The sequence below is a fragment of the Simkaniaceae bacterium genome, from assembly GCA_021734805.1.
Taxonomy (GTDB): Bacteria; Chlamydiota; Chlamydiia; order Chlamydiales; family JACRBE01; genus Amphritriteisimkania.
The window spans coordinates 36,424-60,986 of the sequence record JAIPIG010000008.1 but is presented as its reverse complement, the minus strand read 5'-3'; the positions used below and the strand labels follow the sequence as shown (position 1 = coordinate 60,986).

The window sequence follows — 24,563 nt, the reverse complement described above, 5'->3', positions numbered from 1 at the left end:
AGAGTCCATAGTTTTACCGTTTGTGCTTGATAACCAAACAGTATGAATGATTGAGCGCTCTCTATCAATTTTTTTCTTGTCCAATCCTATGATCGATGAGCGTCAGCGAGTTGATCATAAAATTGTACAAAGTCGAGATAAAGAACCTTGTTAAAAAAAATTAATGATATTATAAACGATTTTCAATAAAAAAACAATATAATAATACGGATATTTATTAGATTAAAATAATTCAAGATTGGAGCTGAAATAATATAAATATTTTTAAATATTGGTTGTAGCTTGCTTTCCATTTAATCTCAATTTTGTAATTTTTCCCCATGTACGCTGCGCTCTCTGTTGATGTTAAAGTGCTTATGATCAATGGTTTGATAGTTTGTCGAATTATGCAACAAAGCATTTTTTACCCGCAATTTTTTTATCACGAGTCGTATAGAGGGATAATTTGAAAGATGTACAACTACTCAAAAGTATGGTATCATGTAACCTAAATTCAAAATTTAATGTGAGTGGATAATGTCTAAGTCGTGGCCGAAAGCGCAAAACCCATTGATTTTAAGATATCATCGAATGATCGAAGCTTTTTCTAAGTCCGATGATGAGCGTGATTTTTACCTCGATAAGGTTGAGGGATTTTTAATCTTTATCGATCTCGATAAGGAAGAGAGTGATCTCGAAGCCGTTGAGGCTGAGCTTAAAGAAAATAGTGAAAGATATGCCCTAGTTCCTAAATTGACATTCTATGAAACAAAAAAATTTATGGAAGGATTTGTCAATGAGAAGGTCTATGATATCGATATTAAAGAGAAACTACTCGATATTATTTCCTCTAGAGAGGCAAGGGAAAATTTTTTAGAATTTATTTATGACCATTTGACGGAACTCGATAAGTGGCAACAATATTATCACGAGCGCTCGCGCATTCGAATCATTGAGTGGCTCCGCTCTCACGATTTTCAGTTTGTCTTTGAAGAAGATTTGGATTTCCCACGCAATACTGTGGAAAAGGTCAAAATGCATACATTTGAACCAAAGGTATCTAAGGATATCCAGTCGGCTCGCAATGCTCTTGTTGCAAAGGCAAAAACATATTACTCGAATGAAGCGCTTAACCCAAGGCCTAAAAGAGGACGTCCGCCCAAGCAGGTGGCTAAGATTGAAGTTGAGCCGCAACTTGTCAGTGATATTTATAAAATGATCCCTTCGAGAGCTAGACCCTTTCTCTTTATCCCCGACTATAATGGTGGATCCGTGAGCTTTTCTGCGAAATTTGATACGGAAGATCAACTGCGCGCGTCTCTTCGGGGGAGTTCCAAGGAAAAAATCGATACGCGTCTTGAGATGCTCTCTCAAAGGCTCGAATCCCTTCGACACATTTCAGGTCGCCTAAAAGATTTTAAAGAAGTGGATGGGGCTCTGCCGGCAGAGAGAAAAATGATTCAAGCTGTCTCGGCTGAATCAAGAGATACGGGTGAGGGTTCGTCTATTTTATCTAAAATTGCCCAGGGGTCTTTTCCTAAGAAAAGAGGGCGTCCTCGCAAAGGCGATGAAGTAGTGCCAAAGAAAAAAGCGAAAACCGTGACACCCATTCAATATAAGAAAAATAAGGGAGAGGACTGAGTTTATGGCTATAAAAACTCAACTCAATCAAGCGCAAGTCTTTGCGCGCTGTACAAAAAAAACTCTTAAAAGACAGACCTATGAAGCGATGCTTCGCTGTCGTTTTGTCGATGAAAAAATGCAGAAATTGATTCGACAAAATAAGGGAGGAAACTTCCATCTCTGTACGATGGGACATGAAATGATTGGGTCGTTGAGTGGTCTCTTACTCACTCCGGGAAAAGATTGGGGTCTTCCCTATTATCGGGATCGCGCTTTTGCCTTGGCTCTCGGTGTTGAAGCTAAGCATTTATTTGCGACATTGATGGCGCGCCAGCTCCCTCATCATTCCGGCGGACGCCAAATGCCCGAGCATTTTTCTCATAAAGCACTGCGCATTCCTTGCCAATCTTCTGTCGTTGGTTCTCAATTTCTACATGCAGTGGGTGTTGCTTTAAGTGCAAAACTGCGGGGAGTGGATGAAGTTGTTTATGTTTCATCAGGTGATGGAGCCACATCACAAGGTGATTTTCATGAAGCGCTCAATTTCGCATGTATTCACCAACTCAGTGTTGTTTTTGTCATTCAAAACAATGGTTATGCGATTTCCGTTCCTGTTGAAGAGCAGTCTGCAGGGGGAAATCCGGCCCTATCAATGAAAGGCTATACCGGATTAGAAGTTTTTGATATTGACGGGTGCCACTATAATGAGACAAAAAATGCCCTAGAGAAGGTCATTCAAAGGGGGCGTTTGGGGCAGGGACCTAGTGTGATCGTAGCCCGCGTTCCTCGAATCGGTGCCCATAGTAGTAGCGATGATCCTAAAAAATACCGTGATGAAGAGGATATCAAGCGTGATTTTGAGCTCGATCCAATCCGGCGCTTTGAAAAAGAGCTGATACAAGAAGGCGCATTAACTCAAGATGAGATTGAGGCCATTCGAAAAGAGATCTTTGATGCAGTAGAGGCTGCAGCCCTAGAGGCTGAAAAATATCCCCACCCGCCTAAAGACAGTGTGCTCGATCATGTATTTAAAGATCATCATGTTCAATCTAATGAACAGCCCGGGACCAAAGAGAGTATCGTGATGGTCGATGCACTCAATCATGCTTTAGATGAAGAGATGGCTCGAGATGAAGGGGTGATCGTTTTTGGACAAGATGTGGCTCGCGGAAAAGGCGGGGTCTTTGGTGTCACTCGATCGCTCACTGAAAAGCACGGAGCGATGCGTTGTTTTAATACCCCCCTTGCCGAATCGACAATTATTGGAATTGCGATTGGATTAGCTATGGATGGGGTCCATAAGCCCGTTGCGGAAATCCAATTTTCCGATTATTTGTGGACGGGAATTAATCAATTATTTAATGAGCTCTCTTCTATCCATTACCGCTCAAATGGAGAGTGGAATGCCCCTGTTGTTGTTAGAATGCCAACAGGAGGGTATATCCAAGGTGGACCTTATCACTCTCAAAGCATTGAGGGTTTCTTAGCGCATTGTCCGGGTCTTAAAATTGCTTACCCAAGCAATGCAGCGGATGCAAAACGACTGCTTAAAGCTGCAGTACGCGATCCCAATCCGGTGATCTTTTTAGAGCACAAGGGGCTTTATCGCCAAAGAGCATTTTCAGCTAATGCAGAAACGGACGAAGAGGCGCTCCTCGAATTTGGTAAGGCGAAGATCGTTCACGAAGGGGATGAATTAACAGTAGTTTCTTGGGGAATGCCGCTCGTTTTTGCTGCCGAACTCGCAGTCCAGCTCGAAAAAGAGGGGATGAGTATTGAAGTGATTGATTTAAGGACGATTGTTCCTTACGACTTTGATGCCATTTTCAATTCAATGAAAAAGACCGGTAAAGTGCTGATTATTCATGAAGCAGCTAAAAATTGTGGATTTGGGGCTGAAATTGCTGCTCGTTGTGCCGAAGAGGGGTTTGAATATCTCGATGCACCTGTCAAGAGATTGACCGGACTCGATTGTCCCGTAGCGTACTCAAAAGTATTAGAAGATGAAATTCTTCCACAAAAAAGTGGTATTGAAAGAGCCATTCGAGAACTGGTTGAGTTTTAAACCAATTTAGATCGGCTTCTTGTTTTGCGTAGCTTAAGTTGATCGTGATCGAGTTTGAAGCGCTGTGCAACGTGCGGTAAGAATTTTTGATTTAACTCTTCATACCGGACAATTTTTTCGCAAAGAGCTTTATTACATTCAATTTTAATACGATCATTCTCTTTGATTTCATCTAAGTTCATTAAATGAGAGAGTAGAGATGTTTGTAGCTCTTTTAAAGTTTCTATTTCATGCTTAAATTCCTCGGGATATTCTTCAATTTCCTCGAGGATTTCTGCATTTTCAATGATACGGTCGAGCGTCTCATCGAGATCTGAGAAAAACTCATCTATAAATGCATGTACGGCCATAATGCCCTCTAGTTTAAAAAATCTCCTCCATAAATAGAGGAGGTTTTTTTGACGGTTAAGGAATATTGGCTATTAATGGCTAGCCGCTTGAGCTCCCGGCTAAAGCAGGGAGATTGTAGCTTGGCCTCCGTTCAATAGTTATTTTCGGGTTATATAAAAAATGAAATAAATAAGTCAAATATTTTTTTTATAAGTATATTTAGAGTTTGTTAGAAGTTATTTTTAACTTTTAAAAAATGTGGAAAAATAGAGGTTTTAATTACTTTTTTTGTTACAAAGTAGATAAAATGTGGAAAACAAGTTGTTTGAGTGTGGAAAACAAAGTTAATTTAAAAATTGAAATTATGCAGTATATATTACTTTTTAGCCTTAAAAAGTTGGATGGTATTGTCCCCATCGATAATTGTCAAAATACGCGTATGTTCGTTGTAGGCGAAGGTTGTTGCTTCGCTCAATATAACTAGTTTGGGAGAAGAGATTAAGTCTTCGGAAAAACTAAAAGAGGTCGATAATAGATCGGGGCTAAGATCCGGATTTCTTTCATGTAAAGAGATTAAGGTTTTATATTTATCATTATGACGTGACCATCTGTGATATAAAATCCATTGTCCCTTTTCTTTATAAAATCCGTATTCAAATTGTGATAACTCTCCATTTAAAGTTCCGATGAGAACAAACGTTGTTTTGTTTTTGTCGTCATTAGGGATGTTCATGGAAAAATCTGTTCCGATAAAAGAATCAAGTACTCTAGGAAATAGGTGCTCTTTAACGATATTCTCTCTTATTTTAGCATCAAATATTCGTGAATATTTCGGATCGGATAGAGCTCTTAAAGGATCCTTTTCCCATAAGACAACGCGCTCGTGCACTCTTTGCCAGTCAAACTTAAATCCATGTGAAATTCCATCAATAAGAGTCCCTAGATCAGAAGTACGGGTTTCTTTTGGATCAATCATCATCTTCGGTTCTGCATCCGATGTTTCCAATGCCGTGTGAGCTGCATCTTCTATAGATAAATGGCTTATTTTTGAGCCGGATCTACTATCATCATCGTCATCTGAATCGCTGCGTGTTAAATCAGAGGCTGTCAATGCAGGCTCGGCATCTATTGAAGGTTTTTTTGAAGAACAAGCAGAATCTGATCGAATGAACGTATTTGATAATGTTCTATTTTTTAGCAAACGTTTAGGTGGGTTATTGAGGCTTAGACTTCTAAAATAGACATCACCGGGGAGCCTTCCTTCAGGAAAAAGCTCTTCACAATAATCTTTGGTAATACATGTGACGGTGCTGAGATAGTATTCATGACAGTCAGGTAAATGATTGGTGAAACGATGAGCAAGTTTGTCATATAATTTCCAGACTTCTTCATAAGTCTTATCGATGTCTGATTTTATTACTTTATATTCGGTTGCTACCGCTGCTCTAAACTCTCTAGACTCCACATGTGGCTGAAAAAAAGGAAGATCAGTCGTATCAGAAGGGCTTATATAGGCATCATATAATTTCATGGCTATCGGTATCATTTTCCTAACGCGCGGTTCCTCTCGGAGGCCAACTGATATAGAGTGCAATGTTGTTATTAGAATGCTCGAATTTTTTTTGAGAGTCTCATGGTGTTGTTGTATTTTTCGTGTATTATTGAAGGTATCGGCAAGTTTTTTTAGTTCCGGATGGCCATGTCCTTCTAACAATCTCAATAGGTCTTCTGAAATCGAGTCTATTTTGAAGGTAAAATAAGGTTTACCGCGAACATTGATTATCTTGATAGTGCAGTAGTTAAAAATGAATGCAATCGCTTCTATTGATGAATACGCCTTGTAATCAATATAGATAGAAACTTTTCCATTTTCAACTCGAACTGCTGCATTGTATTCATGACATAGGGCCATGTATTTTTCATATGTAATTGAATAACATGTGTTTAATAGCAAAGCCATTCGTTCATAAAACAAGGCTTGAATTGTCCGATTAAGCTCACATAAAAGGCCGGCGATGGCTTGATCCATTTTGATTTTCGGCGTAATAGCCTTTGCTTTGACACCTTCAATACGAGAATAAAAGCATTTCCAAAATACTGCATAAATTTGATTTGAATGTCCGGGATGATCTAATAGACGTTCACAGTATTTGTGAATGCAAGAACTTAGTCTGTGAGTTAATAAGCCGGGTTTAAAGATCATTTCTTGAATAAATTCAGAAAAAGGTAGAATACGAGGATCTTCCCTACCTAAAAGAACGGCTTTGTCGGCTATAAACTGATTTTTAAGATTTGCGTTTAGTATCAATGCTAGTATTCGATGGTTGGTAGTTTCTTGTCGATCTACTCTTGAAGCCATTTTTTTTCTCTTTTTCTTCTAAACTCGGAATATTTGAGGAGTATTTTAAAGCAAAACAGATTAATTTTCAGCATTTTAATCAATAAAAAGGGGTGTTTTTTCTTTGAAGAGTTTTTTTAAAAAAGGGTTGCAAAATTCACCTCGGATCTTTTCTAATAGAGCTCCCCTAACCCGCATTTCTCACAAAGTTTGGGGGGGGGGGGAGGACTGCAGCCTATCCAGTTAGATTTTTGATAGTGCTCATCACCAATATCCTCAAGATATTGGTGATGAGCACTATCAAAAGATGGCCGGACAGATACGGATGAGGCGACTCAAATTTATGAGGAATGCGGGCTAATAGAACTGAAGAATGGGAAGTGAAACATGAAGGGTTATTGTCCGCTTGCATCCGGCTCCAAGGGAAATGCCCTGTATTATGAAAGTAAAGAGACAAAAATTCTCATCGATGCGGGTTTGAGTTATCGAAGTTTGAAAGACCGTCTACTTGAGATTGATGTTCCTATTGAGTCGATTGATGCTGTTTTAGTTACACATGAACATAGTGATCACATCAAGGGGATTGCGCGTCTAATTAAAGAACATGATATTCCCATTATTGCCAATTCCGATACGGCAAAGATGATTGTTGAGCTGATCGGTGTACGCCCCCGTTTTAAGATTTTCACGACCGGGGAAACCTTCGTGTGGCGCGATATTGAAGTGCACCCTTTTAGTATTCATCATGACACGGTTGATCCTGTGGCCTTTACAATTATAAGTGAGGGCATTAAATTCGGCATATGTACGGATCTTGGTTTTGCCTCCTCTTTAGTCATTGAGAGACTGCGCAGCTGTCATTATCTTGTGATTGAGGCAAATCATGAAATCGATCTCGTTCACGCATCTCAACGTCCGGATGTTTATAAAGAGAGGGTGCTGAGCCGACAGGGGCATTTATCCAATGAAGATTGCGCTAAACTCATCCATGCGATTTATCATAATAAATTAGAGCATGTTTATCTCGCGCACTTATCGGAAGAGTGCAATGATCCGGGCATCGCGCTACAGCGAATCAAAGATTATTTAGGAGAAAAAGGGATTGAAGTGCCGTTATCTATTGCGCACCAACATCAAATCAGTCAACCTATTTACTATTCAGGTAGGGTGGGATGAGTTGTTTTTTAAAATAGGGTAGATCATGCCATCATAGGCGTATGAGAGATAGCATTTGACACCCGCTTCAATCATAATTTGCCAATGTAGTTCTTGTTTTAGCGCCAGCATTTGATCCGTATGTCTAGGATCGTGATGAGTGACAATCCAGTGTTTGCAATTTGGAAGATTTTTAAAAAGAATTGTTGCATTTGTAATTGAGGAGTGTCCCCATCCAACTTTTTGCTCATATTCTTTAGGGAAGTATTGCGCTTCGTGAACAATCACATCGCAGTCATGCAAAAAGTTAATGAGAGGGCGATAAGAATCTAAAAGGGGATGATCTTCAGGGATATCATTGGGATGTCCATGATAGCCAACAAGAAATTCATTATCCGTTATATAGCCGATTTTGTGTCCTTCAACAGAAATCTTAAATCCCAGTGTCGGGCCCGGATGATAGGTGTAGTGGCATCCGATTTGAATGTCATTGAAGTCATAGCTCTTTGAATCATGCAGATCTGCAAATTCAACAGTGGCCCGCATCTGTTCAAGCCGTACGGGGAAAAAGGAGTAGGCGAGCATTTCTTTAAAGAGCCCTTCCGTTGTCTTTTCAAAACCGACGGGAGACCAAACCGTGATTTTATTTTTCTCTGAGTAGAGAGGGTAGAAGAAGGGAAAACCCAGAATATGATCTTGATGGGTATGCGAAATCAATAAATTGATGTTGTTATTTTTCCCATGTTCTAAAATAAGCTCTCCCAAAGGGCGTATTCCCGTTCCGGAATCAATAATAAGTGAGGTTTTTTTCGTTCGAATTTCTAAGCAGGGCGTATTCCCTCCCATGCGCACATATTTTTCTCCGGCAACTGAAATAGATCCCCTTGTTCCCCAGAATTTTAGATAGGAGGTGGGAATATGGACCTGAGGATCGTAATAAGAATCGATCCCAAAATCAATAATCGGTTCCCCTTGGAAGGGATCGGATTTAAGCTCATTAGCAAAAAAACGCTCAAATAATAAAAACAAATGGTTTGGATTAAAGGGTTTATCTAAAAAATAATCAGCCCCTGCTTCGAGCGCAGAGCGGTAGTTTTGGAGCATAAGCTCATAGGTCATGACAATGGTTCCAATCGAGCGGTATTTGATATCCTTTTTCATCCATTTCAAAACCTGGATGCCATGAAGGTGGGGGAGAAAAAGTTCAATTAAAAGGAGATCGGGATGAAATTGTGCAATGGCAAGTTTGCATGATTCGCCATCTCTGACGAACATAAACTCATATTGATCAAATCCTTGCGTACTTTCTATTAATTGCTGAGTCTTTTCAAACCCATCGGCAACGAGGATACGTTTTTTTTGCTGCTCCATCGATCAACCACACAAAATCAGACATTATTTGTTCTTTAAACAATATGGGATTAATAGACAAACATCAGAAAGAATCTTCTAGATCATCTTCTACCATCGAAGAAGAGAATTCCTCCGAATGGACTAAAATTTTGCGGGGTTTTCCCCCTTCTTGTGGGCCAATGATGCCCCGATCTTCGAGCTCATCGATCAGGGAGGCTGCTCGTGCATAACCCACCTTGAGCTTGCGTTGCAGAAAAGTCGTAGAAGCATTTTGCGCCTCAACGACAATTCCCATCGCTTTGGGGAAGAGGGAGTCTTTAAAGTCCTCATCGGAATCCATTAAATGACTTCCCTTAAAGGCATCGAAAGATGCAACGAGATATTCGGTAGGGCGTTGATCTTTAATGAATCGAATAATGCGATTGATATCCTCATCGCGGATGAAGGCTCCTTGCGCCCGAATGGGTTGTGAGGAGGTCGGGGGGAGAAAGAGCATATCGCCATTGCCAAGAAGCATTTCAGCCCCACTCTCATCGATGATAATTTGCGAATTGATGCGGCTTGCTACTTTAAATGAAATACGTGAAGGAAAATTAGCTTTGATGAGACCGGTAATCACCTCTCTTGAAGGGCGCTGCGTTGCTAAAATTAAATGAATACCGACGGCGCGTGCCATCTGAGCAATCCGCGCAATGGGCGTTTCAAGATCATCGCGCGATGTCATCATTAAATCGGCAAATTCATCGATAATCATGACGATCCAATACATTTTTTCAGGGATGTCAATATCGCATTCGCTCTCTAATTTTTCATCGATGCTTCGCTTGTTAAAGGCTGTGATATTTCTTAAGGATAGGCGCTTTAAGATCTCATAGCGCAGCTCCATTTCATTGACGACCCATTTAAGGGCAGCATAGGCTCCTTGCGGCTCAGTGATGACAGGGGCAATCAAGTGAGGAAGATCGGTAAAAGGGGTGAGCTCGACTTTTTTTGGGTCGATGAGAATAAGCTTTACCTCATCAGGCGTCATCGTCATCAATATCGACATGATAATGGTATTGACGCAGACGGATTTTCCGGATCCGGTGGCTCCGGCAATGATGCAATGGGGCATTTTGGTCACATCACATGTGACATCTTCACCGCTGACCGTTTTGCCGAGAATCATGGGGATATTATGTTTTTTTTCAGTCGTTTGATAGTGATAGAGCATCTCTTTAAAGCCCACTTCTTGGGGATAGAGAGAGGGGACTTCGACTCCGACAACCGCTTTACCCGGGATAGGGGCAATAATGCGGATCGATTTTGCTTCCATATTAAGGGCGATATCGTTTTCGACAGCTTTGATTTTCTGGACTTTAACGCCGATTGCGGGATGGACCTCAAAAGAGGTGATTGTAGGGCCGCAATTGATTTCACCAACCTTTGCTTCAATACTAAATGAAAGAAGGGTTTCCTCTAAAACGGAAGCCTGAGCTTTGAGTTCTTTTTCTAAAGAGGGATGATCAATTTTTTTAGCATTTGTGAGGAGGGATAAAGGGGGGAGATTATAAGCGCGCTCCGGTTTTTTTGAGGGGCGTTTTTTTTGCTTAAAGTTCTCTTCAAGGTAGGGATCGGGTTTGAGCTCACTATAAATTTTGACATTTTCGACATCGATGATTTGTGCACGATCAATTTTAGTCGGAATCTGTGTTTCGTTTGCTTTGACCTTAATTTCCGGTTCAACAGCTTTTTTTCTCATCGGTTTAACGGTTGTGACGGGAACCAAAGCCTTTTCAGCGGCCGTTTCAAATAAGACGTCTTTGAGTTCGATCTTTTTGAGTTTTTGAAAACCGAATCTGAGATATTTCAAAAGAGAGATAAAAGCGGTTTTGAGAGATTTGAGCACTTTAATGACGCTGATTTCCAAAAATAAAATGCCCGATACGAGCATGCAGATACCAAATGTAAAAAGCACACCAACATCGGATAATAGATTTTGTAAATTGAGGAGGGGAAGATCGCGGTATAGATAATAAAGAGGCACGCCTCCTAAATTATAACGGAGGCTCCGATGTTGAAATCCCGCATCGATGACAAAAGTTTCCGATAAAGAGTGGGTTTGGATCCATGTGAGATCTAGAATGTGCATTTCGGAAAGGGCATTCAGAAAAAGGCAAAAAGAAAAGAGAAAAAGCGAAAAATAGACGCTTTTTAGTTTAAGTGGCTCGAGAGATTTGAGATAAAGAAGTTTTGCCCCATACCAAAAGCCATAAAAAATGATTAAAAAGCTACCGAGACCAAAAAGCGTATTTAAACCAAGAGCAATATAGTGGCCGGTGAGACCAAGCCAGTTTGCTTCCGGAATCCCATCACTAAAAGTGATCAGACAAATAAAGAGGAGTGCAAAAAAAGAGAGTGAAAACAATCCTTTTGCTTCAGGATGGATGACTTTTACTTTAGCCACTCATTAGCCTAACTTTTAAATTCATTTGTATATATACTGCTCGTGATTCAAGAGTCGTTTTTTTTGTCGCCGGCATCCCCGCTTGGTCGATTTGACCTCGCCTTTGCCTATTGTCAATAGCGCAGCGGCTCAGGTCAAAAGGCCTTTGGCCTGATCGACCATCGGCGCGCCGGCTTCTAAAAATTCCAAATCTTGAATCACGAGCAGTATAACATGTTTATAACAGAATTTAAATGATTTAATCTATACCGAAATGAATTGAAGAGTTGGGATTTTAGCAAAGATGGCGCTTCGAATTTTTATCAGGCTTTAACCGGCTTAATTTTTTGATCCTATTGAAGATAGGTCAAAAAATTAAGGGTGAAAAGTCGAAGATGCCGGCGAAGATAAAACCCAATTCTTCAATTCATTTTGGTATATACCGATTCTTTGATTTTCAAGTGGAGGTGAGGACTCATTTCGTTTGTGCCCCAATTCTTAACAACTTGTGCTTGTTTCTGGGAAAAAAGACCGGCTCTATTCATGGGTTTAGCGATTGTTTTTGGGTGTTACTTCGCTTTTTACTTCAATCCCTGGCTGATCATTTCATTTCTTTGTTTTGCTGCGATGGCTTATCACAAAATGGCTATTGTGATTGTGTTAACGGGCATGAGCTATTGTTATACCCACTTTCTCTATCCCCATTACTCCTTTGAATCCGTTAACGGATACGCTCATTTGCATATTCAAGAGCTTGAGCTTATTCCAACCCATTATGGATCGCGTTACCGAATGAAAGGTGAGCTCTTGCACTTTCAATCACAGGGAGATGAGCGGATTGAATTAAATCAGCAGCCCGTCATTATTTATGGGAAGCAGCTTGAGAAAATACGGGGACAAGACCTCCTCGCTTTGGGAACATTGATTCAATATCAACCGCATCGCTATCTCTTTCAAATAAAGTGGCATCAAGATAAAGGAGGAGCTCATTTTTTTAAAAAGCAATTTGCGATGAAACAATTGATTAAACGATGGATGCATCGCCATATGAAACATGCAAAAGCAGCCGATTTTAACTATATATTATTGACGGGAGACCATATTAATTTAAGCATTCGAATGCTCTTTAATCGGTTGGGATTGGGGCATTTACTCGCTATATCGGGATTTCATTTTTCTGTGCTCATCGGGTTATTATCTTTGCTTTTAAAAAAAATGGACAAACGCACCCATCTGATCTTGCTCATGATTTTCGCAACGCTCTATTTTGGCTTTACGGGGCAATTTGCTTCAGTTAAAAGAGCTTATATCATGGCGCTTGTTTTACTGATTGCCGATCTCTTTAGTTTAAGGAGCAATGCCTTGAACACCTTGGGTGCCTGTGCTGCGATCTTACTTATTTATGACCCCTTTTTAGCGCTTCAATTGGGATTTCAGCTCAGCTTTTTGGCCTGTTTTTCATTGCTTCTTTTTTATGCGCCGATGGAGATTATTTTTTCCAAACTTTTGATTAAAAGGACGTCTGAAGAAGTCAAATCATTGAATCCCATTTCCCTCATCGCTTATATTTTAAATTCCCTATTGAGAAAAGTCTTGGTCGTGAATGCATCTGTTCTCGTATTGATGCTTCCGGGTGTTCTTTTCTTATTTCAAAAATTTCCTTTACTGAGCTTGTATTATAACTTATTTATGCCGGCACTGATCGCTTTGATTTTTGTTTTGCTCCTTTTTTCTTTAGCGATTCCCTATCTATTCAAGGTCCTTGATACGGTAACGTATCTCGTTTTAGAGGGATTGGAGCATTTTCCCGTGTCTCTTGATTATCGCATTGCGCTCGATGCAATGCATCCCGGGGTTTTGGTGCTGTTATTGGTGATACCCACAGGGTTTGGGATATGGTATAAGGGGAGGAAAGAAGAAGAGCGCCGGTTCCTCTATTTGTAATTCATCTTGATATAAAACAGGTTGATTTGGCAAAATGATGCCCCAGATGGCGATCGTAGCTCAGTTGGTAGAGCACCGGATTGTGGTTCCGGTTGTCGCGGGTTCAAGTCCCGTCGTTCGCCCATCCTTTTCTAACCTTGTTTGATTGGGGGAGTTCCTCATCAATCGTTCGATAAATAATCCGAGCGCCCCGCATTCCACCCACATAGTGAAAAAACCATTGAAGTGCTACGCTGAGGCGATTGCGAAATCCCGCAAGATAAAGAACATGAAGGGCGAGCCAGCCAAGCCAGGCAATGAATCCCGTAAGTTTGATTTTACCGATAAAGCCCACCGCTTTTGCTTTTCCAATGGTTGCCATTGATCCCTTATCAAAATAAGTAAATGGTTTTCTCTTGGTTTGAGGGAGTTTCTTTTTTATTATTTTAGAGAGGTATTTTCCCTGCTGAATAGCAACGGGAGCGATTCCGGGAAGAATGTGTCCCCCGGGGGTTTTAAAGCAGGCGGCATCACCAATGACAAAAATATTAGGACAGTTGGGAATCGAGAGATCGGAATTGACGATCACTGTCCCTGCACGGGTGAGTTCCACATCGAGTTTTTTAAGAAGAGGGGATGCTTGGTTTCCCGCTGCCCAGATCACATTTTTACAGGGGATAAACTCGTCACCGATTTCAACCCCTTCACTTGTCACATTGGTGACCATTTGATTGGTCATCACTTTAACATTCATTTTTTCTAGATCGCGTTTTGCTCGAGCAGAGAGCGATTCCGGGTAGGGGGGGAGAAGGCGATTCATCCCCTCAACGAGATAAATATTTGCTTTTTCCGGATTGATTTGTCTAAAATTTTGAAACATCGTTTTATAAGCGATTTCGGCAATGGCTCCGGCCATTTCAACACCGGTTGGCCCTCCACCAATAATGACAAAATTGAGATATTTCTCTGCTTCTTTTTGACATTCGAGTCGTTCCGCTTTTTCAAAAGAGACTAAAATGTTTTCACGGATTTTAATGGCATCCGTAATGGTTTTAAGACCCGGAGCAAAGACCTCCCATTCATTATGTCCGAAATAAGAGTGGCATGCACCCGGTGCAAGAACCAGCGTTTCAAAATGAATGCGATCGCCATTACCTAATATCACCTCTTTTTCCACTTTATCAACATCAATGATCTCACCCATAATGACGGTCACATTTCGATAAGGGCTCAAAATTTCTCTCAAAGGAATGGCAATATCGGCGGGAGATAGAGCTGCAGCCGCTACCTGATAGAGGAGCGGTTGAAATAAATGGTGATTTTTTTTGTCGATTAAGCACACTTTTAGTCGCGAATGAACAAGCGATCTCACAAGCGTGAGGCCGCCAAATCCACCACCGACAATCACTACATCATAATGCATTGAAATCCTTCAGGTCATTTCGGTATCTAAGTTTACGAGCCCTAATCGCCAGTTTGATAATGTTTGGGCCCGCCTGCCTCGTCTATTTGCTCTCGGACGCTCGACTGTAGGTCGAGCTAGGAGATTATTAAAACTGGGAAGGGGTAAAAAACCCCTTCCCGGTTTTAATAACTCCCCCGAAAACAAATATCTCGAGGCCTTCGGGTCCAAAAAGTTGCAAAGTCGAGCTAATGCCAATATATACACAAATGAATTCATTTATGTCTCGACTTTTGAATGGAGGCCAAACCGTAGTTTCTCCGCTTGGCTTCCGTTCATGGAGGGAGTTTTTTAATTTGTTTTGTATATACACGATTATGTATAACGATTAACCTCGACTTTCGAGCAGGGCCCTCACAAATAGGTGGTGCATGCTAAGCGTGCGTGATTTATATGAAAAGTATTCTAAACAACTCAACTTAGAGTTGCTCTCGGGTGAAAAAGGATTATCCCGCAAAATTAAAATCCCGGAAACGGAACGTCCCGGATTGAGTTTAGCCGGATATCTTAAAGGTTATGCCGAGCGGCGACTTCTCGTTTTCGGTCGCGTTGAGATCGATTATTTAAGGCATATTCCAAGTGCAGTGCGTTATGAGCGTCTTGTGGGTATTTTATCTAAAAAAGTTCCGGCCGTTATTGTGGCACGCCGTTTTCGCCCTCCTAAAGAACTCGTTGAGTTGTGTCACCGCGAAAGTATTCCTCTATTTAGGTCGACGCTTGTGACCATGAATTTACTGAACAAACTCACCGTCATTTTATCTGAAGAATTTTCGCCTACACTATCATGTCATGGGACACTGGTTGAAGCATTTGGTCTTGGAGTCCTGATTCAAGGGGATTCTTCCGTGGGGAAAAGTGAAACGGCGTTGGGAATGATTGAAAGGGGGCATCGACTCATTTCAGATGATGTGGTCATGATTAAAAAAAGAGAGGGGCGCTATTTAGAGGGAACGGGACCGGAACTGACACGCCATTTGCTGGAAATTCGTGGGATTGGGATTATCAATGTGGCCCATTTGTATGGGGCCGTTTGCGTCAGTGAATCAATGGTTGTCAATTTAATTGTCAAACTCGAAGAGTGGGATGATCAGCATTTTTATGATCGCATTGGCCTTGAAGAAAAACATTGTGATCTTCTGGGCATTAAGGTTCCGTTTTATGTCATGCCGGTCAAACCGGGACGCGATGTCGTTTTGCTTCTTGAAACAATTGTTCTCAATCACCGTTTGAAAGGAATGGGATATAATTCGGCAAAAGAGTTTAATGTTAAATTGCTTGAAACGATTTCAAAGCGGCAAATGATGGCAAAAAGAAAATACGGTAAGGGTGCAAGAGAGTATTATGACACTGCAAGGTGAAGAAACGCTTCTTGATATAGAAATTCAATTGCAGGGAATTTCAATTAGCGAAGGAATTGCAATAGGGACACTGCATCTGCTTGAAGAGATTCAACCTAGAGAGGTGCCCCGTTTTTCTATCACAAAGCGCGAAGTCAACCATGAAATCCAGCGCTATCGTAAAGCACTCAGCTCATCGCGCGAAGATCTGTTTCGCGTTCAAGAATCTCTTGCGAAAGAGGGCTCTGTCGAAGCCATTACGATTATCGATGGCCATATCCAAATGTTGCAAGACCCTTTTATGACGACGATGATGGAAAATCGCATTCACACGATGTTATTCAATACGGAAGCGGTTTTTCAAACGGCTATTCAGGAGTATGAGGCGCAATTTTCGAAAATAGCAGATGCATTTTTTCGACAGAGATTGACCGATGTAAAAGATTTATCTTCACGGATTTTAAAACATCTCTCCCCACAAACTAAGCGGGCATTTTCCCACCTGCCCCCCGATTCCATTCTCGTTGCCAGAGAGCTTGCACTCTCTGATACGGCAGAAGCCCCCAAAGAAAAAGTAAAGGCCTTCTTATCTCAAGTCGGAAGTAATACGTCGCATGCGGCACTGATTGCCAGAGCTAAAGGGATCCCCTATATCTCTTCTCTCGATGTGGCTCTTTTTTTCAATCACAAAAATTGCAAGGTGATTGTTGATGGAACGGCAGGTCTTGTCATTTTGCGTCCCTCAGATAAAACGCTTGCTAAATATGAAAAACTTAAAGAAGAGCATCACAAGAAGATGCTGTTTTTTTCACAGCACCTTCTTGATCAAGCTAAGACAAAGGACGGAGAAAAAATCCATGTCTATGCAAATATCGAAAATATCAATGATGCCCCTTTAATTGAACAATTTAAGGCCGATGGGATTGGTCTATTTCGATCCGAATATATTTTTCTCACGCATCAAACCAAAGATTTTTCCGAAGAGAGTCAGTTTGAAATTTACCGCAACTTTTTCAAAAGATCCGGGCAAAAACCGATTTACTTCCGCGTCTTTGATATTGGGGGAGACAAGCAATTTTTTAAAAGTGAGTATGATGAGGCCAACCCGGCACTCGGTTGCCGCTCCATCCGCTTTTTGTTAAGACACCGCGATTTTTTTCGGTTGCAACTTAGGGCATTTTTACGAGCGGCAAGTGGGTATAACGTTCATTTGATGTTGCCGCTCATCACCGATGTGGATGAGCTTCTGGAAGTGAAGCGCTTTATTGAGCTGATTTCAACAGATTTAATCGCTTCAGGGCACCGCATTAAAAAAAATCTCAAAATTGGTTCCATGATAGAAGTTCCTGCAGCCGTTATGATGAGCGAGGCGATTGCAGAACACTCGGATTTCTTTTCAATTGGGACCAATGATCTCATTCAATACACGCTTGCCGTTGATCGGGTAAATTCATCGATTGCCGAAATCTATCAACCCTCGCATCCCAGCATTATTCGTATGCTCGATATGATTGCCCGCAGTGCTAAAGCGCAGCGTATCCCCGTGAGTATTTGTGGAGAAATGGCCTCAAATCCGTTATTCACGGCCCTGCTCATTGGAATGGGGATCAACCATCTCTCCTGTTCACCCCGTTATGTTCCCTTAATCAAACATACGGTGTGCAAAATCAATATGAAAGAAGCGCGGGAGCTATCAAAAAAAGCGCTGACTTTGAAGACAGCGCATGATATTCACCGGCTGCTGACAGAAGATTACTGTCGCCATGGGGATTAATACCATTTATACCGCTCGTCATTCAAGAGTTGTTTTTTTTTGTCGCCGGGCATCCCCGCTTGGTCGATTTATCTCACCTCTGCCTATTGTCAATAGCGCGCCCTTTCAGGTAGAAGGGCCTTCGACCCGATCGACCATCGCTATAGCCGGCTTCTAAAAATTCCAACTCTTGAATCACTCCCGGTATATTAAAGATAAATATCACTTGCAATCGGCGTTGCATAATTCATTTTTATCTAACATGCTCATTATTAGTTTTTACCACAGAGAGCACAGAGCTCACAGAGGTGCCGGAATGTGCATTTTCTTGATTTTTCTCTGTGCTCTCTGTGGTTGTTAAAATCCTTATGGTCAATAACCTGATAGTTTATCGAATTATGCAACAAAGCACTTGCAATCTGTTGATTGCTACCGTGGTTCATGATTACTATGACCTAGCCTGTACTATGTTTCTCATAGGGATATACATCATTGTTTCGATGACTTTATTTTTTACCTTGTATTTTTTGAATATGATTTAGATTTTACAAGGTGTTTTGAACGGAGGCCAAGCTCTTTGGATCCAAGCAGGGAGCTCACGGGACCAACGATGTGATGCCAATATTTCTTAACCGTCAAAAAAATCGCCTCCTATTTATGGGAGGAAATTTTAGAATAAGCCGCCGAGGCCTGCGGGAAGCCCACCGCCCATATTAGGACTTTCATCAGAGACTTTGCTTTCCGCATCTGCAAAAGCACCGATGATCAGATCTTGAAGGCCTTCGATGTCATCTTTGTCAACGCATTCGGGGTTGATAGTCAAAGACTTAAGTTTCTTTTCTCCATTAAGAATGACTTTGACAAGCCCATTTCCTGCTTGTCCTTCGAACTCTTTTGCTTTCAATTCTTCTTGGAATTTTGAAAATTGCTCTTCAAAGCGTTTTGCCTGTTTTTTCATTTTCGAAAAGCCGCTACCCATCGCTTATGCCTCAAGTGTTAATGATTTAATTGAATATGGAATTATAACACTTTTTTGTATTCTAAGCACGCCATTTTCATGGCAAAAACTATTTGGAGGTCAGTCTGCCTTTGAGCTCAACGGCTGCAAAATTGAGGAGGGTTTCTCTCTTGATTTTTTCCATATTGATTTCCAATGGTTTAGAGAAACTCTCTGCGGCCTGTTCTGAAGGAATTGATCCTGAAGGCATTGGTTTGGGGTCTAGCGATGAGAGAAGGCTTTGCTGCTGTGCAAACTCCATGGGGGGGTCACGAGGGATCGGTTCCGGGGAGGGGGGCAATGCGTGTTCAATCACGGCGCGCTCTTCAATGATCGGAAGAGGGGGAGCGACTTGAGGAGGGGGAGTAGATGTATGCTCCTGTCCTTTAGTTGGCTTTGGGGTATTGATTTTATCGGCAATCCGATTGAGATGCTCGGTAAGAGCTTCGTATGTCACGCGATTTTTTTGTCTCAATATATACAAGAGGGTCATTTCGATATCGATTTTACGAAGGCTGGCCCGTCCTTGATGGGAGAGGAGTTCGGTCAGATAAGAGATAATCGATAAAACGGTCTCTTTGGAGTAAATGTGTGTTGTTTTCTTATAATGTTCAGCTGCTTCTGCGGAGTAGGTGTCATGTTCATGAGAGATGTTATAAAAGAAGAGGAGAATATGGCGGAAATGATCGAGGAGCATCTCAAAAAAATAGTGGAGATCGATGCCACTATTGAAAATATGATGGCCAATATGAAATGCCTGATCCGGTTTTGTAGCGGCGTACGCCTCATCGATTTTTGCAAAAATATCGAGGGGGAGAAGGCCAAGCATTGAACGGATGGATTCTTCTGTCGTTCGCCCTTCTTGGTAACAAATGGCTTGATCGAGAAGCGATTCGGCATCCCTTAAAGATCCCTCTGAGATCTTAATGATGAGTTTCAGCGCATTATCATCGATATCGATGTCGAGCTCTGCTGCGACGCGCTTGAGTTTTTTCATCATCTCATCAGGGGGGATGCGCGCCAGATCAAAGCGTTGACAACGACTTGTGATTGTAGAGAGAACTTTATGGGGTTCGGTTGTCGCAAAGAAGAATTTTACATTTTCCGGTGGCTCTTCAAGTGTCTTGAGAAGCGCATTAAATGCCTCTTTGGTCAGCATATGCACTTCATCGATGATAATGATTTTATAACCGCCATGCGTTGAGGCATAGCCAACGGTATCGTTAATTTGCCGAATATCGTCAATGCCGCGATTAGAAGCGCCGTCGATTTCGAGGATGTCCAGTGAGCGTCCCGACATAATATCAAGACAAGAAGGACAGGCATTGCAGGGTTCAAAATCGCTGGAGAGGGAATGGCAGTTGATCGCTTTGGCAAAAAGGCGGACAAGCGTTGTTTTTCCGCTCCCGCGACAGCCGGTGAATAAATAGGCGTGTGCAACTCTTTGCATGCGCAATGCATTTTTGAGCGTCGTGATGATGGGTGCTTGCCCAAAAACCTCTGCAAATGTTTGAGGCCTAAACTTTTTTGCAATGACTTGATAGCGGGTCATAGATTAAATCCCATATCCAATAGTTGACCTATTATTCCTTAAGCTGAGCCCTTAAGTCAAGTTTAAGCTTTGTTGTCTCTTAGGTTGTGAGAAAGAGGGGATTTAAGCTATGTAAAAAAATAGGCCTAATTATTACTTAATAAAGTATAATCTTGATTTTGCAAAGTCGAGCTTGAACCTTCAATCCTAAAAAGTTGCAAAATTGAGATAATTCGTATCATAAATCATTTTATGAGAGTAAGTTGGTGATTGAACTCTTGAAAAGTTCCTATTTCTGGAAGAGATTCGCTTTGAGTTTCTTTTTGATGCTCATTTTCTTTTGTTTTTTGCATTTTAAAGAAGTAAGGGTGGAATCTCTTGAGATCGGCGCGCAATCACAGGGCTACATTGTCGCTCAGGTTGACTTTGAATTCCCCGATCGCGAAGCTACGCTTATTCTCAAACAGGAAGCTGTTAGGGATATTGGACTTATTTTGATGATCAATCAAAATGAGATCAAAACAAAACGGTTTGAATTTGAAAATTTCTTAATCCATCATCGCGATTGGCGTTCGAGAATTAGCAAGACAACCTTTGAAGAGATGTACAATGCTGCCGATGTCATTGAGGAGTATCTCATTGAGTCGAGATTGACAGATCCGCGTACCTTCCAGCGATTGCGTGAGTCAGATATTCCCGTGACTTATTATCAAGTCATTCAGAGTCTTACAACTGAAAAGCCACTCACTCTTCCCAATACTTTTTGGCAGCATATCGAATATATGATTGTCAAAAAATATGATTTTAATCCGGCTGTTATTTCCTATATTTTGGGTTATTTTAAACAGGATAAGTGGCAGCTTGAGGAGGATCATGAGATCCACCGCATCTTTAGACATGCCATCGAGGCGAGTATTCCTGAAAAATATACCCGTATCAAAGCCGGGCGCAATATCATCAATCAGGGCGATGTTGTGACTGAGCGGCATGTTGCCATGCTCAAAGCGATGAAAAGAGCCATCGGTGAAAATCGCAATATTTGGCAGGTGAAATCAATTTTTGCTAGCTTGCTCTTTGCCTTAATTATTGTGGTTCTCGGTTCGATGTATCTGAAGATGAATCACAAAGCCATTTATGATTCATCTTCAAAGCTATTTCTCTATGTTGTCATTATCGTATTGACATTGGGGCTGGCAAAGGGACTCGAGTATGTTCTCTTGCGTTCGGGGAGTCAATTAATGGAGATGATCCGCTACCCGCTCGTCATTCCATTTACGGCTATTTTAATTTGTATTTTGCTCAATAAGCACTTAGCGATTTTCACAACGCTCTTTCTATCAGTGATTTTAGCTATTTCCCTAGCAGTTGATCATAGCCGCTTTCTCTTTATTAACATTGTCGGCGGTTTGGCGATCATTCTCTTTTCCAAAGCCTTGCGCAAACGAAAAGAGATTTTTGAAGCGACAAGTCGTGCATGGCTCAGTTTAATCCCGGCTCTTGTCGCCTTTAAACTGTATGAAAATCACTTTTTTGATGTTTTTTTGATTTTTGATTTCGTTTCGACATTTGTCTTCCTCTTGATCATTGCGATTATTGTTGTTGCTCTTCTCCCCGCTCTTGAGTCGCTCTTTCATGTGATGACTGACATTACGCTGATGGAATACGTCGATCCAAGTAATGAGCTTTTACGCCGCTTAAGTCTTGAAGCGCCGGGAACATATCAACACTCGCTTGTCGTAGGGAGTTTATCTGAAGCTGCCGCACATGCCATAGGCGCTAATGGTCTTTTTTGCCGCGTTGCAAGTATGTACCACGACATTGGAAAACTCTTTAACCCCCATTACTTTACTGAAAATCAGCTCGGGGCTTTCGACATTCACCAACTCCTCACGCCGCTTGAATCAACACAGGTGATTATCGCTCACGTCACGGAGGGGGTTAACCTTGCTAGGAAATATGGGCTTCCCAAGAGCTTTATCGATATCATCTTAGAGCATCATGGGACAACCCTCGTCTACTATTTTTATTGCAAGCAAGTTGAGCTCATGAAGGGGAATATCGAAGCTGTGGATGAAAAGCAGTTTTGCTATCCGGGGCCAAAGCCCCGATCCAAAGAGTCGGCTATTATCATGATTGCCGATACGATTGAAGCCGCCTCTCGCTCTTTAGAAGAGCCGAGTGAAAAAACAATTGAAGCACTTGTCAATCGCTTAGTGGAAGATAAAGCGGAAGAGGGGCAATTCGATGAATGTAGGCTTACCTTTGAGGAGTTAGGTCTTGTCAAGAAAGTGATCTCTAAAACGCTCTCGATTACACGTCATTTACGCATCAAATACCCTGAAAAGAAAAAATAGACGATCTCGAAATAAAGTAAAAAACTCTATTTTTGATGGAATTGTTCCCGGATTGCCGTCAGTCTTGATTTAAGGATAGTATCAAGGTCGTTGATTCCCTTTTCAATGGTGAGAAATGATTTGAGTTGCATCAGTCCATAGATTTTGATCTTGGGTTCGGTTCCTGAGGGGCGGACGATAATTTCGCTCTCATCATCGCATTTGAAGACAATCGTATCGGATTTTGGAAGGTGAAGGGGATAAGTTTCGCCTGTCATTAAGTGGCGCCCTTTTCCGATTTTATAATCATCGATTTGAACGAGGGCCATATCGGCAAAAGCGGTGAGGTTAGGATCTCGAAATGAGTTCATGATTGCATCTTTTTTGCGAGCGCCCGCTTCCGAATCTTCTAAAGCAATCGTGACTTGTCCCTCTCGATGAATTCCATAGCGTTGATAAATATCATAGAGCTGATCGATCAGGGTTAAACCTTTTAGTTTCAGGTGTAAAGCCATTTGTCCAATGAAGCATGAGGTGACAAAAGAGTCTTTATCTCGCGAATGAGTTCCCATGAGATAACCATAGGATTCTTCCGCACCAAAGAGAAATTGATGGGGGTTGCTCTCTTCTTCAAATTGATGGATTTTTTCGCCGATGTATTTAAATCCCGTCAGAAGATCGAAATATTGCAAGTTAAAATCAGCGGCAATTTTTTTTAAGAGGCGCGTTGTCACAATGGTGGTGAGAACGGTATGATTCTTTGTTAAGCCCCCTTTTTGTTGCAGCGTATTGGCAAGGTGATAGAGACAAATCGAAGCAATTTCATTTCCGGTCAAGACAACGGGTTTATTTTGATGCATGACGACGACACCGACGCGATCGGCATCGGGATCTGTTGCTATGAAAAGATCGCATTTCTCTTTTTGCATTTGATCGATGCCCATTTGGAGGGCAGGGAGTTCTTCGGGATTGGGTTTTTTCACTGTCGGGAAATCCCCATCGGGGATGACTTGGCTCTTCACGAATGAGATGTGGGTGAGACCACAGGCTTTAAGAGCTTTAGGCATTAGAGTCATTCCGCAGCCATGAAGACTGGAGTAGAGGATATGAAGTGCATCTCCAAAATCAAGGCTCTCTTTTTGATGGATTTGCAGGTGGGTGATTGCCTCAATAAAGGCATCATCATCCTGAGCCGTCATCGTGTGAATGAGGGGGGAGTTTTCAGCTGCTAAACGGATCTCATCTAAGGATTTAATCTTTTCATACTCTTGAATGATTCCGCAATCATGGGGAGGAACGACTTGTGCCCCATCGGGGCCATAGACTTTATAACCGTTATATTCCGAGGGATTATGAGAAGCTGTGATCATAATTCCCGCAACGGCTCCTTTTTGTCTGACCATAAAAGATGTGAATGGTGTAGGACGTAGTTCCGGACTCATCCAAACGTGAATTTGATTGCCGGCAAGGACGCGAGCCGCGTAAAGAGCAAATTCATGTGAGTGGTGTCTTGAATCGTAACAAATAACGACACTGAGATGATTGTTTAATCTTAAGTTGTCATTGATGTAATTGGCAAGGGATTGTGTTGCACGGCCAATCGTATAGATATTGAGTCGATTTGTTCCGACTCCCATTTGCCCCCTCATTCCCCCTGTCCCGAATTCGAGGTCTTTATAGAAAGCGTCCCGAAGCATTTGAGGCGCATCTGTTTGAAGCTTTAGAATTTCTTGCTTTGTTTCATTGTCGTAGTCACCTTTTAACCATTGATCGACCATTGAGGCGATGTCTCGAGACATGAGGTTACCTTTTACGTTATTTCTACCGATCAATATAGTTGATTGAAAATAATAGTCAAAGCATGAAGTCATATGAATCACTCCCGGTATAAATTTTTTTTTAACATGATCCGATTAATCGGTTTTTAGTATAATCGACCATTTTTATTTTGGTGTGAAT

Annotated in this window: 16 protein-coding genes and 1 tRNA gene; 8 read left to right on the top strand and 9 right to left on the bottom strand. The window is 41.5% G+C overall.

Going from position 1 to position 24,563, the window contains the following annotated elements; all coding sequences use genetic code 11:
* Nucleotides 1–516 precede the first annotated feature (516 nt).
* Together K9M07_02695 and K9M07_02690 are read left to right on the top strand one after the other, a co-directional pair.
* Nucleotides 517–1,620: a UPF0158 family protein gene (locus tag K9M07_02695; GenBank protein ID MCF7852130.1), complete on the top strand. Its 1,104-nt coding sequence runs from the start codon at nucleotides 517–519 to the stop codon at nucleotides 1,618–1,620.
* A 4-nt stretch (nucleotides 1,621–1,624) separates the two neighbouring features.
* Nucleotides 1,625–3,667, top strand: coding sequence for an MFS transporter (locus K9M07_02690; GenBank protein ID MCF7852129.1), 2,043 nt, complete (start codon nucleotides 1,625–1,627; stop codon nucleotides 3,665–3,667).
* Here K9M07_02690 and K9M07_02685 read toward each other — a convergent pair.
* The gene (locus K9M07_02685) at nucleotides 3,664–4,017 is read right to left on the bottom strand and encodes a hypothetical protein (GenBank protein ID MCF7852128.1); all 354 of its coding nucleotides are present in this window, start codon (nucleotides 4,015–4,017) and stop codon (nucleotides 3,664–3,666) included. The genes K9M07_02690 and K9M07_02685 overlap by 4 nt on opposite strands.
* Nucleotides 4,018–4,373: 356 nt before the next feature.
* On the bottom strand, nucleotides 4,374–6,356 hold the full coding sequence (locus tag K9M07_02680) for a hypothetical protein (protein MCF7852127.1): 1,983 nt from the start codon (nucleotides 6,354–6,356) through the stop codon (nucleotides 4,374–4,376).
* Between the two features lie 366 nt (nucleotides 6,357–6,722).
* Here K9M07_02680 and K9M07_02675 point away from each other — a divergent pair, with 366 nt between their 5' ends.
* Nucleotides 6,723–7,511: an MBL fold metallo-hydrolase gene (locus K9M07_02675; GenBank protein ID MCF7852126.1), complete on the top strand. Its 789-nt coding sequence runs from the start codon at nucleotides 6,723–6,725 to the stop codon at nucleotides 7,509–7,511.
* Here K9M07_02675 and K9M07_02670 read toward each other — a convergent pair.
* Both K9M07_02670 and K9M07_02665 read right to left on the bottom strand, forming a co-directional pair.
* Nucleotides 7,494–8,861, bottom strand: a complete 1,368-nt coding sequence (locus K9M07_02670) for a response regulator (GenBank protein MCF7852125.1) — start codon at nucleotides 8,859–8,861, stop codon at nucleotides 7,494–7,496. The two genes, K9M07_02675 and K9M07_02670, sit on opposite strands and share 18 nt — an antisense overlap.
* Before the next feature lie 64 nt (nucleotides 8,862–8,925).
* Nucleotides 8,926–11,289, bottom strand: a complete 2,364-nt coding sequence (locus K9M07_02665) for a DNA translocase FtsK (GenBank protein MCF7852124.1) — start codon at nucleotides 11,287–11,289, stop codon at nucleotides 8,926–8,928.
* Between the two features lie 522 nt (nucleotides 11,290–11,811).
* Here K9M07_02665 and K9M07_02660 point away from each other — a divergent pair.
* Both K9M07_02660 and K9M07_02655 read left to right on the top strand, forming a co-directional pair.
* On the top strand, nucleotides 11,812–13,212 hold the full coding sequence (locus K9M07_02660) for a ComEC/Rec2 family competence protein (GenBank protein MCF7852123.1): 1,401 nt from the start codon (nucleotides 11,812–11,814) through the stop codon (nucleotides 13,210–13,212).
* A gap of 49 nt (nucleotides 13,213–13,261) precedes the next feature.
* Nucleotides 13,262–13,334, top strand: a tRNA-His gene (locus tag K9M07_02655).
* Here K9M07_02655 and K9M07_02650 read toward each other — a convergent pair.
* The gene (locus K9M07_02650) at nucleotides 13,316–14,614 is read right to left on the bottom strand and encodes an NAD(P)/FAD-dependent oxidoreductase (GenBank protein ID MCF7852122.1); all 1,299 of its coding nucleotides are present in this window, start codon (nucleotides 14,612–14,614) and stop codon (nucleotides 13,316–13,318) included. The two genes, K9M07_02655 and K9M07_02650, sit on opposite strands and share 19 nt — an antisense overlap.
* 410 nt (nucleotides 14,615–15,024) lie before the next feature.
* Between K9M07_02650 and hprK the strand changes: the two genes are divergently transcribed.
* A complete protein-coding gene (gene hprK / locus K9M07_02645) occupies nucleotides 15,025–16,011 on the top strand; it encodes an HPr(Ser) kinase/phosphatase (GenBank protein MCF7852121.1) in 987 nt (328 codons plus the stop codon).
* On the top strand, nucleotides 15,995–17,764 hold the full coding sequence (ptsP, locus tag K9M07_02640; protein ID MCF7852120.1) for a phosphoenolpyruvate--protein phosphotransferase: 1,770 nt from the start codon (nucleotides 15,995–15,997) through the stop codon (nucleotides 17,762–17,764). Before hprK ends, ptsP begins: the two co-directional genes overlap by 17 nt.
* Nucleotides 17,765–17,837: 73 nt before the next feature.
* On the opposite strand, the gene K9M07_02635 is transcribed toward ptsP, so the two are convergent.
* The 3 genes from K9M07_02635 to dnaX form a co-directional block, all read right to left on the bottom strand.
* A complete protein-coding gene (locus tag K9M07_02635) occupies nucleotides 17,838–17,987 on the bottom strand; it encodes a hypothetical protein (GenBank protein ID MCF7852119.1) in 150 nt (49 codons plus the stop codon).
* 426 nt (nucleotides 17,988–18,413) lie between these two features.
* The gene (locus K9M07_02630; GenBank protein ID MCF7852118.1) at nucleotides 18,414–18,722 is read right to left on the bottom strand and encodes a YbaB/EbfC family nucleoid-associated protein; all 309 of its coding nucleotides are present in this window, start codon (nucleotides 18,720–18,722) and stop codon (nucleotides 18,414–18,416) included.
* 88 nt (nucleotides 18,723–18,810) lie between these two features.
* Nucleotides 18,811–20,292, bottom strand: a complete 1,482-nt coding sequence (dnaX, locus tag K9M07_02625; GenBank protein MCF7852117.1) for a DNA polymerase III subunit gamma/tau — start codon at nucleotides 20,290–20,292, stop codon at nucleotides 18,811–18,813.
* Nucleotides 20,293–20,597: 305 nt separating this feature from the next.
* Here dnaX and K9M07_02620 point away from each other — a divergent pair, with 305 nt between their 5' ends.
* Nucleotides 20,598–22,625, top strand: coding sequence for an HDIG domain-containing protein (locus K9M07_02620; protein MCF7852116.1), 2,028 nt, complete (start codon nucleotides 20,598–20,600; stop codon nucleotides 22,623–22,625).
* Between the two features lie 26 nt (nucleotides 22,626–22,651).
* On the opposite strand, the gene K9M07_02615 is transcribed toward K9M07_02620, so the two are convergent.
* On the bottom strand, nucleotides 22,652–24,403 hold the full coding sequence (locus K9M07_02615; GenBank protein MCF7852115.1) for a phospho-sugar mutase: 1,752 nt from the start codon (nucleotides 24,401–24,403) through the stop codon (nucleotides 22,652–22,654).
* Nucleotides 24,404–24,563 lie beyond the last annotated feature (160 nt).

Bases quoted from the DNA above. Each gene is read 5' to 3' on its own strand.
- K9M07_02695 (MCF7852130.1), top strand. From the start codon at position 517: ATGTCTAAGTCGTGGCCGAAAGCGCAAAACCCATTGATTTTAAGATAT.
- K9M07_02690 (MCF7852129.1), top strand. From the start codon at position 1,625: ATGGCTATAAAAACTCAACTCAATCAAGCGCAAGTCTTTGCGCGCTGT.
- K9M07_02685 (MCF7852128.1), bottom strand. From the start codon at position 4,017: ATGGCCGTACATGCATTTATAGATGAGTTTTTCTCAGATCTCGATGAG.
- K9M07_02680 (MCF7852127.1), bottom strand. From the start codon at position 6,356: ATGGCTTCAAGAGTAGATCGACAAGAAACTACCAACCATCGAATACTA.
- K9M07_02675 (MCF7852126.1), top strand. From the start codon at position 6,723: ATGAAGGGTTATTGTCCGCTTGCATCCGGCTCCAAGGGAAATGCCCTG.
- K9M07_02670 (MCF7852125.1), bottom strand. From the start codon at position 8,861: ATGGAGCAGCAAAAAAAACGTATCCTCGTTGCCGATGGGTTTGAAAAG.
- K9M07_02660 (MCF7852123.1), top strand. From the start codon at position 11,812: ATGGGTTTAGCGATTGTTTTTGGGTGTTACTTCGCTTTTTACTTCAAT.
- K9M07_02650 (MCF7852122.1), bottom strand. From the start codon at position 14,614: ATGCATTATGATGTAGTGATTGTCGGTGGTGGATTTGGCGGCCTCACG.
- hprK (MCF7852121.1), top strand. From the start codon at position 15,025: ATGCTAAGCGTGCGTGATTTATATGAAAAGTATTCTAAACAACTCAAC.
- ptsP (MCF7852120.1), top strand. From the start codon at position 15,995: ATGACACTGCAAGGTGAAGAAACGCTTCTTGATATAGAAATTCAATTG.
- K9M07_02635 (MCF7852119.1), bottom strand. From the start codon at position 17,987: ATGCAACGCCGATTGCAAGTGATATTTATCTTTAATATACCGGGAGTG.
- K9M07_02630 (MCF7852118.1), bottom strand. From the start codon at position 18,722: ATGGGTAGCGGCTTTTCGAAAATGAAAAAACAGGCAAAACGCTTTGAA.
- dnaX (MCF7852117.1), bottom strand. From the start codon at position 20,292: ATGACCCGCTATCAAGTCATTGCAAAAAAGTTTAGGCCTCAAACATTT.
- K9M07_02620 (MCF7852116.1), top strand. From the start codon at position 20,598: ATGCTCATTTTCTTTTGTTTTTTGCATTTTAAAGAAGTAAGGGTGGAA.
- K9M07_02615 (MCF7852115.1), bottom strand. From the start codon at position 24,403: ATGTCTCGAGACATCGCCTCAATGGTCGATCAATGGTTAAAAGGTGAC.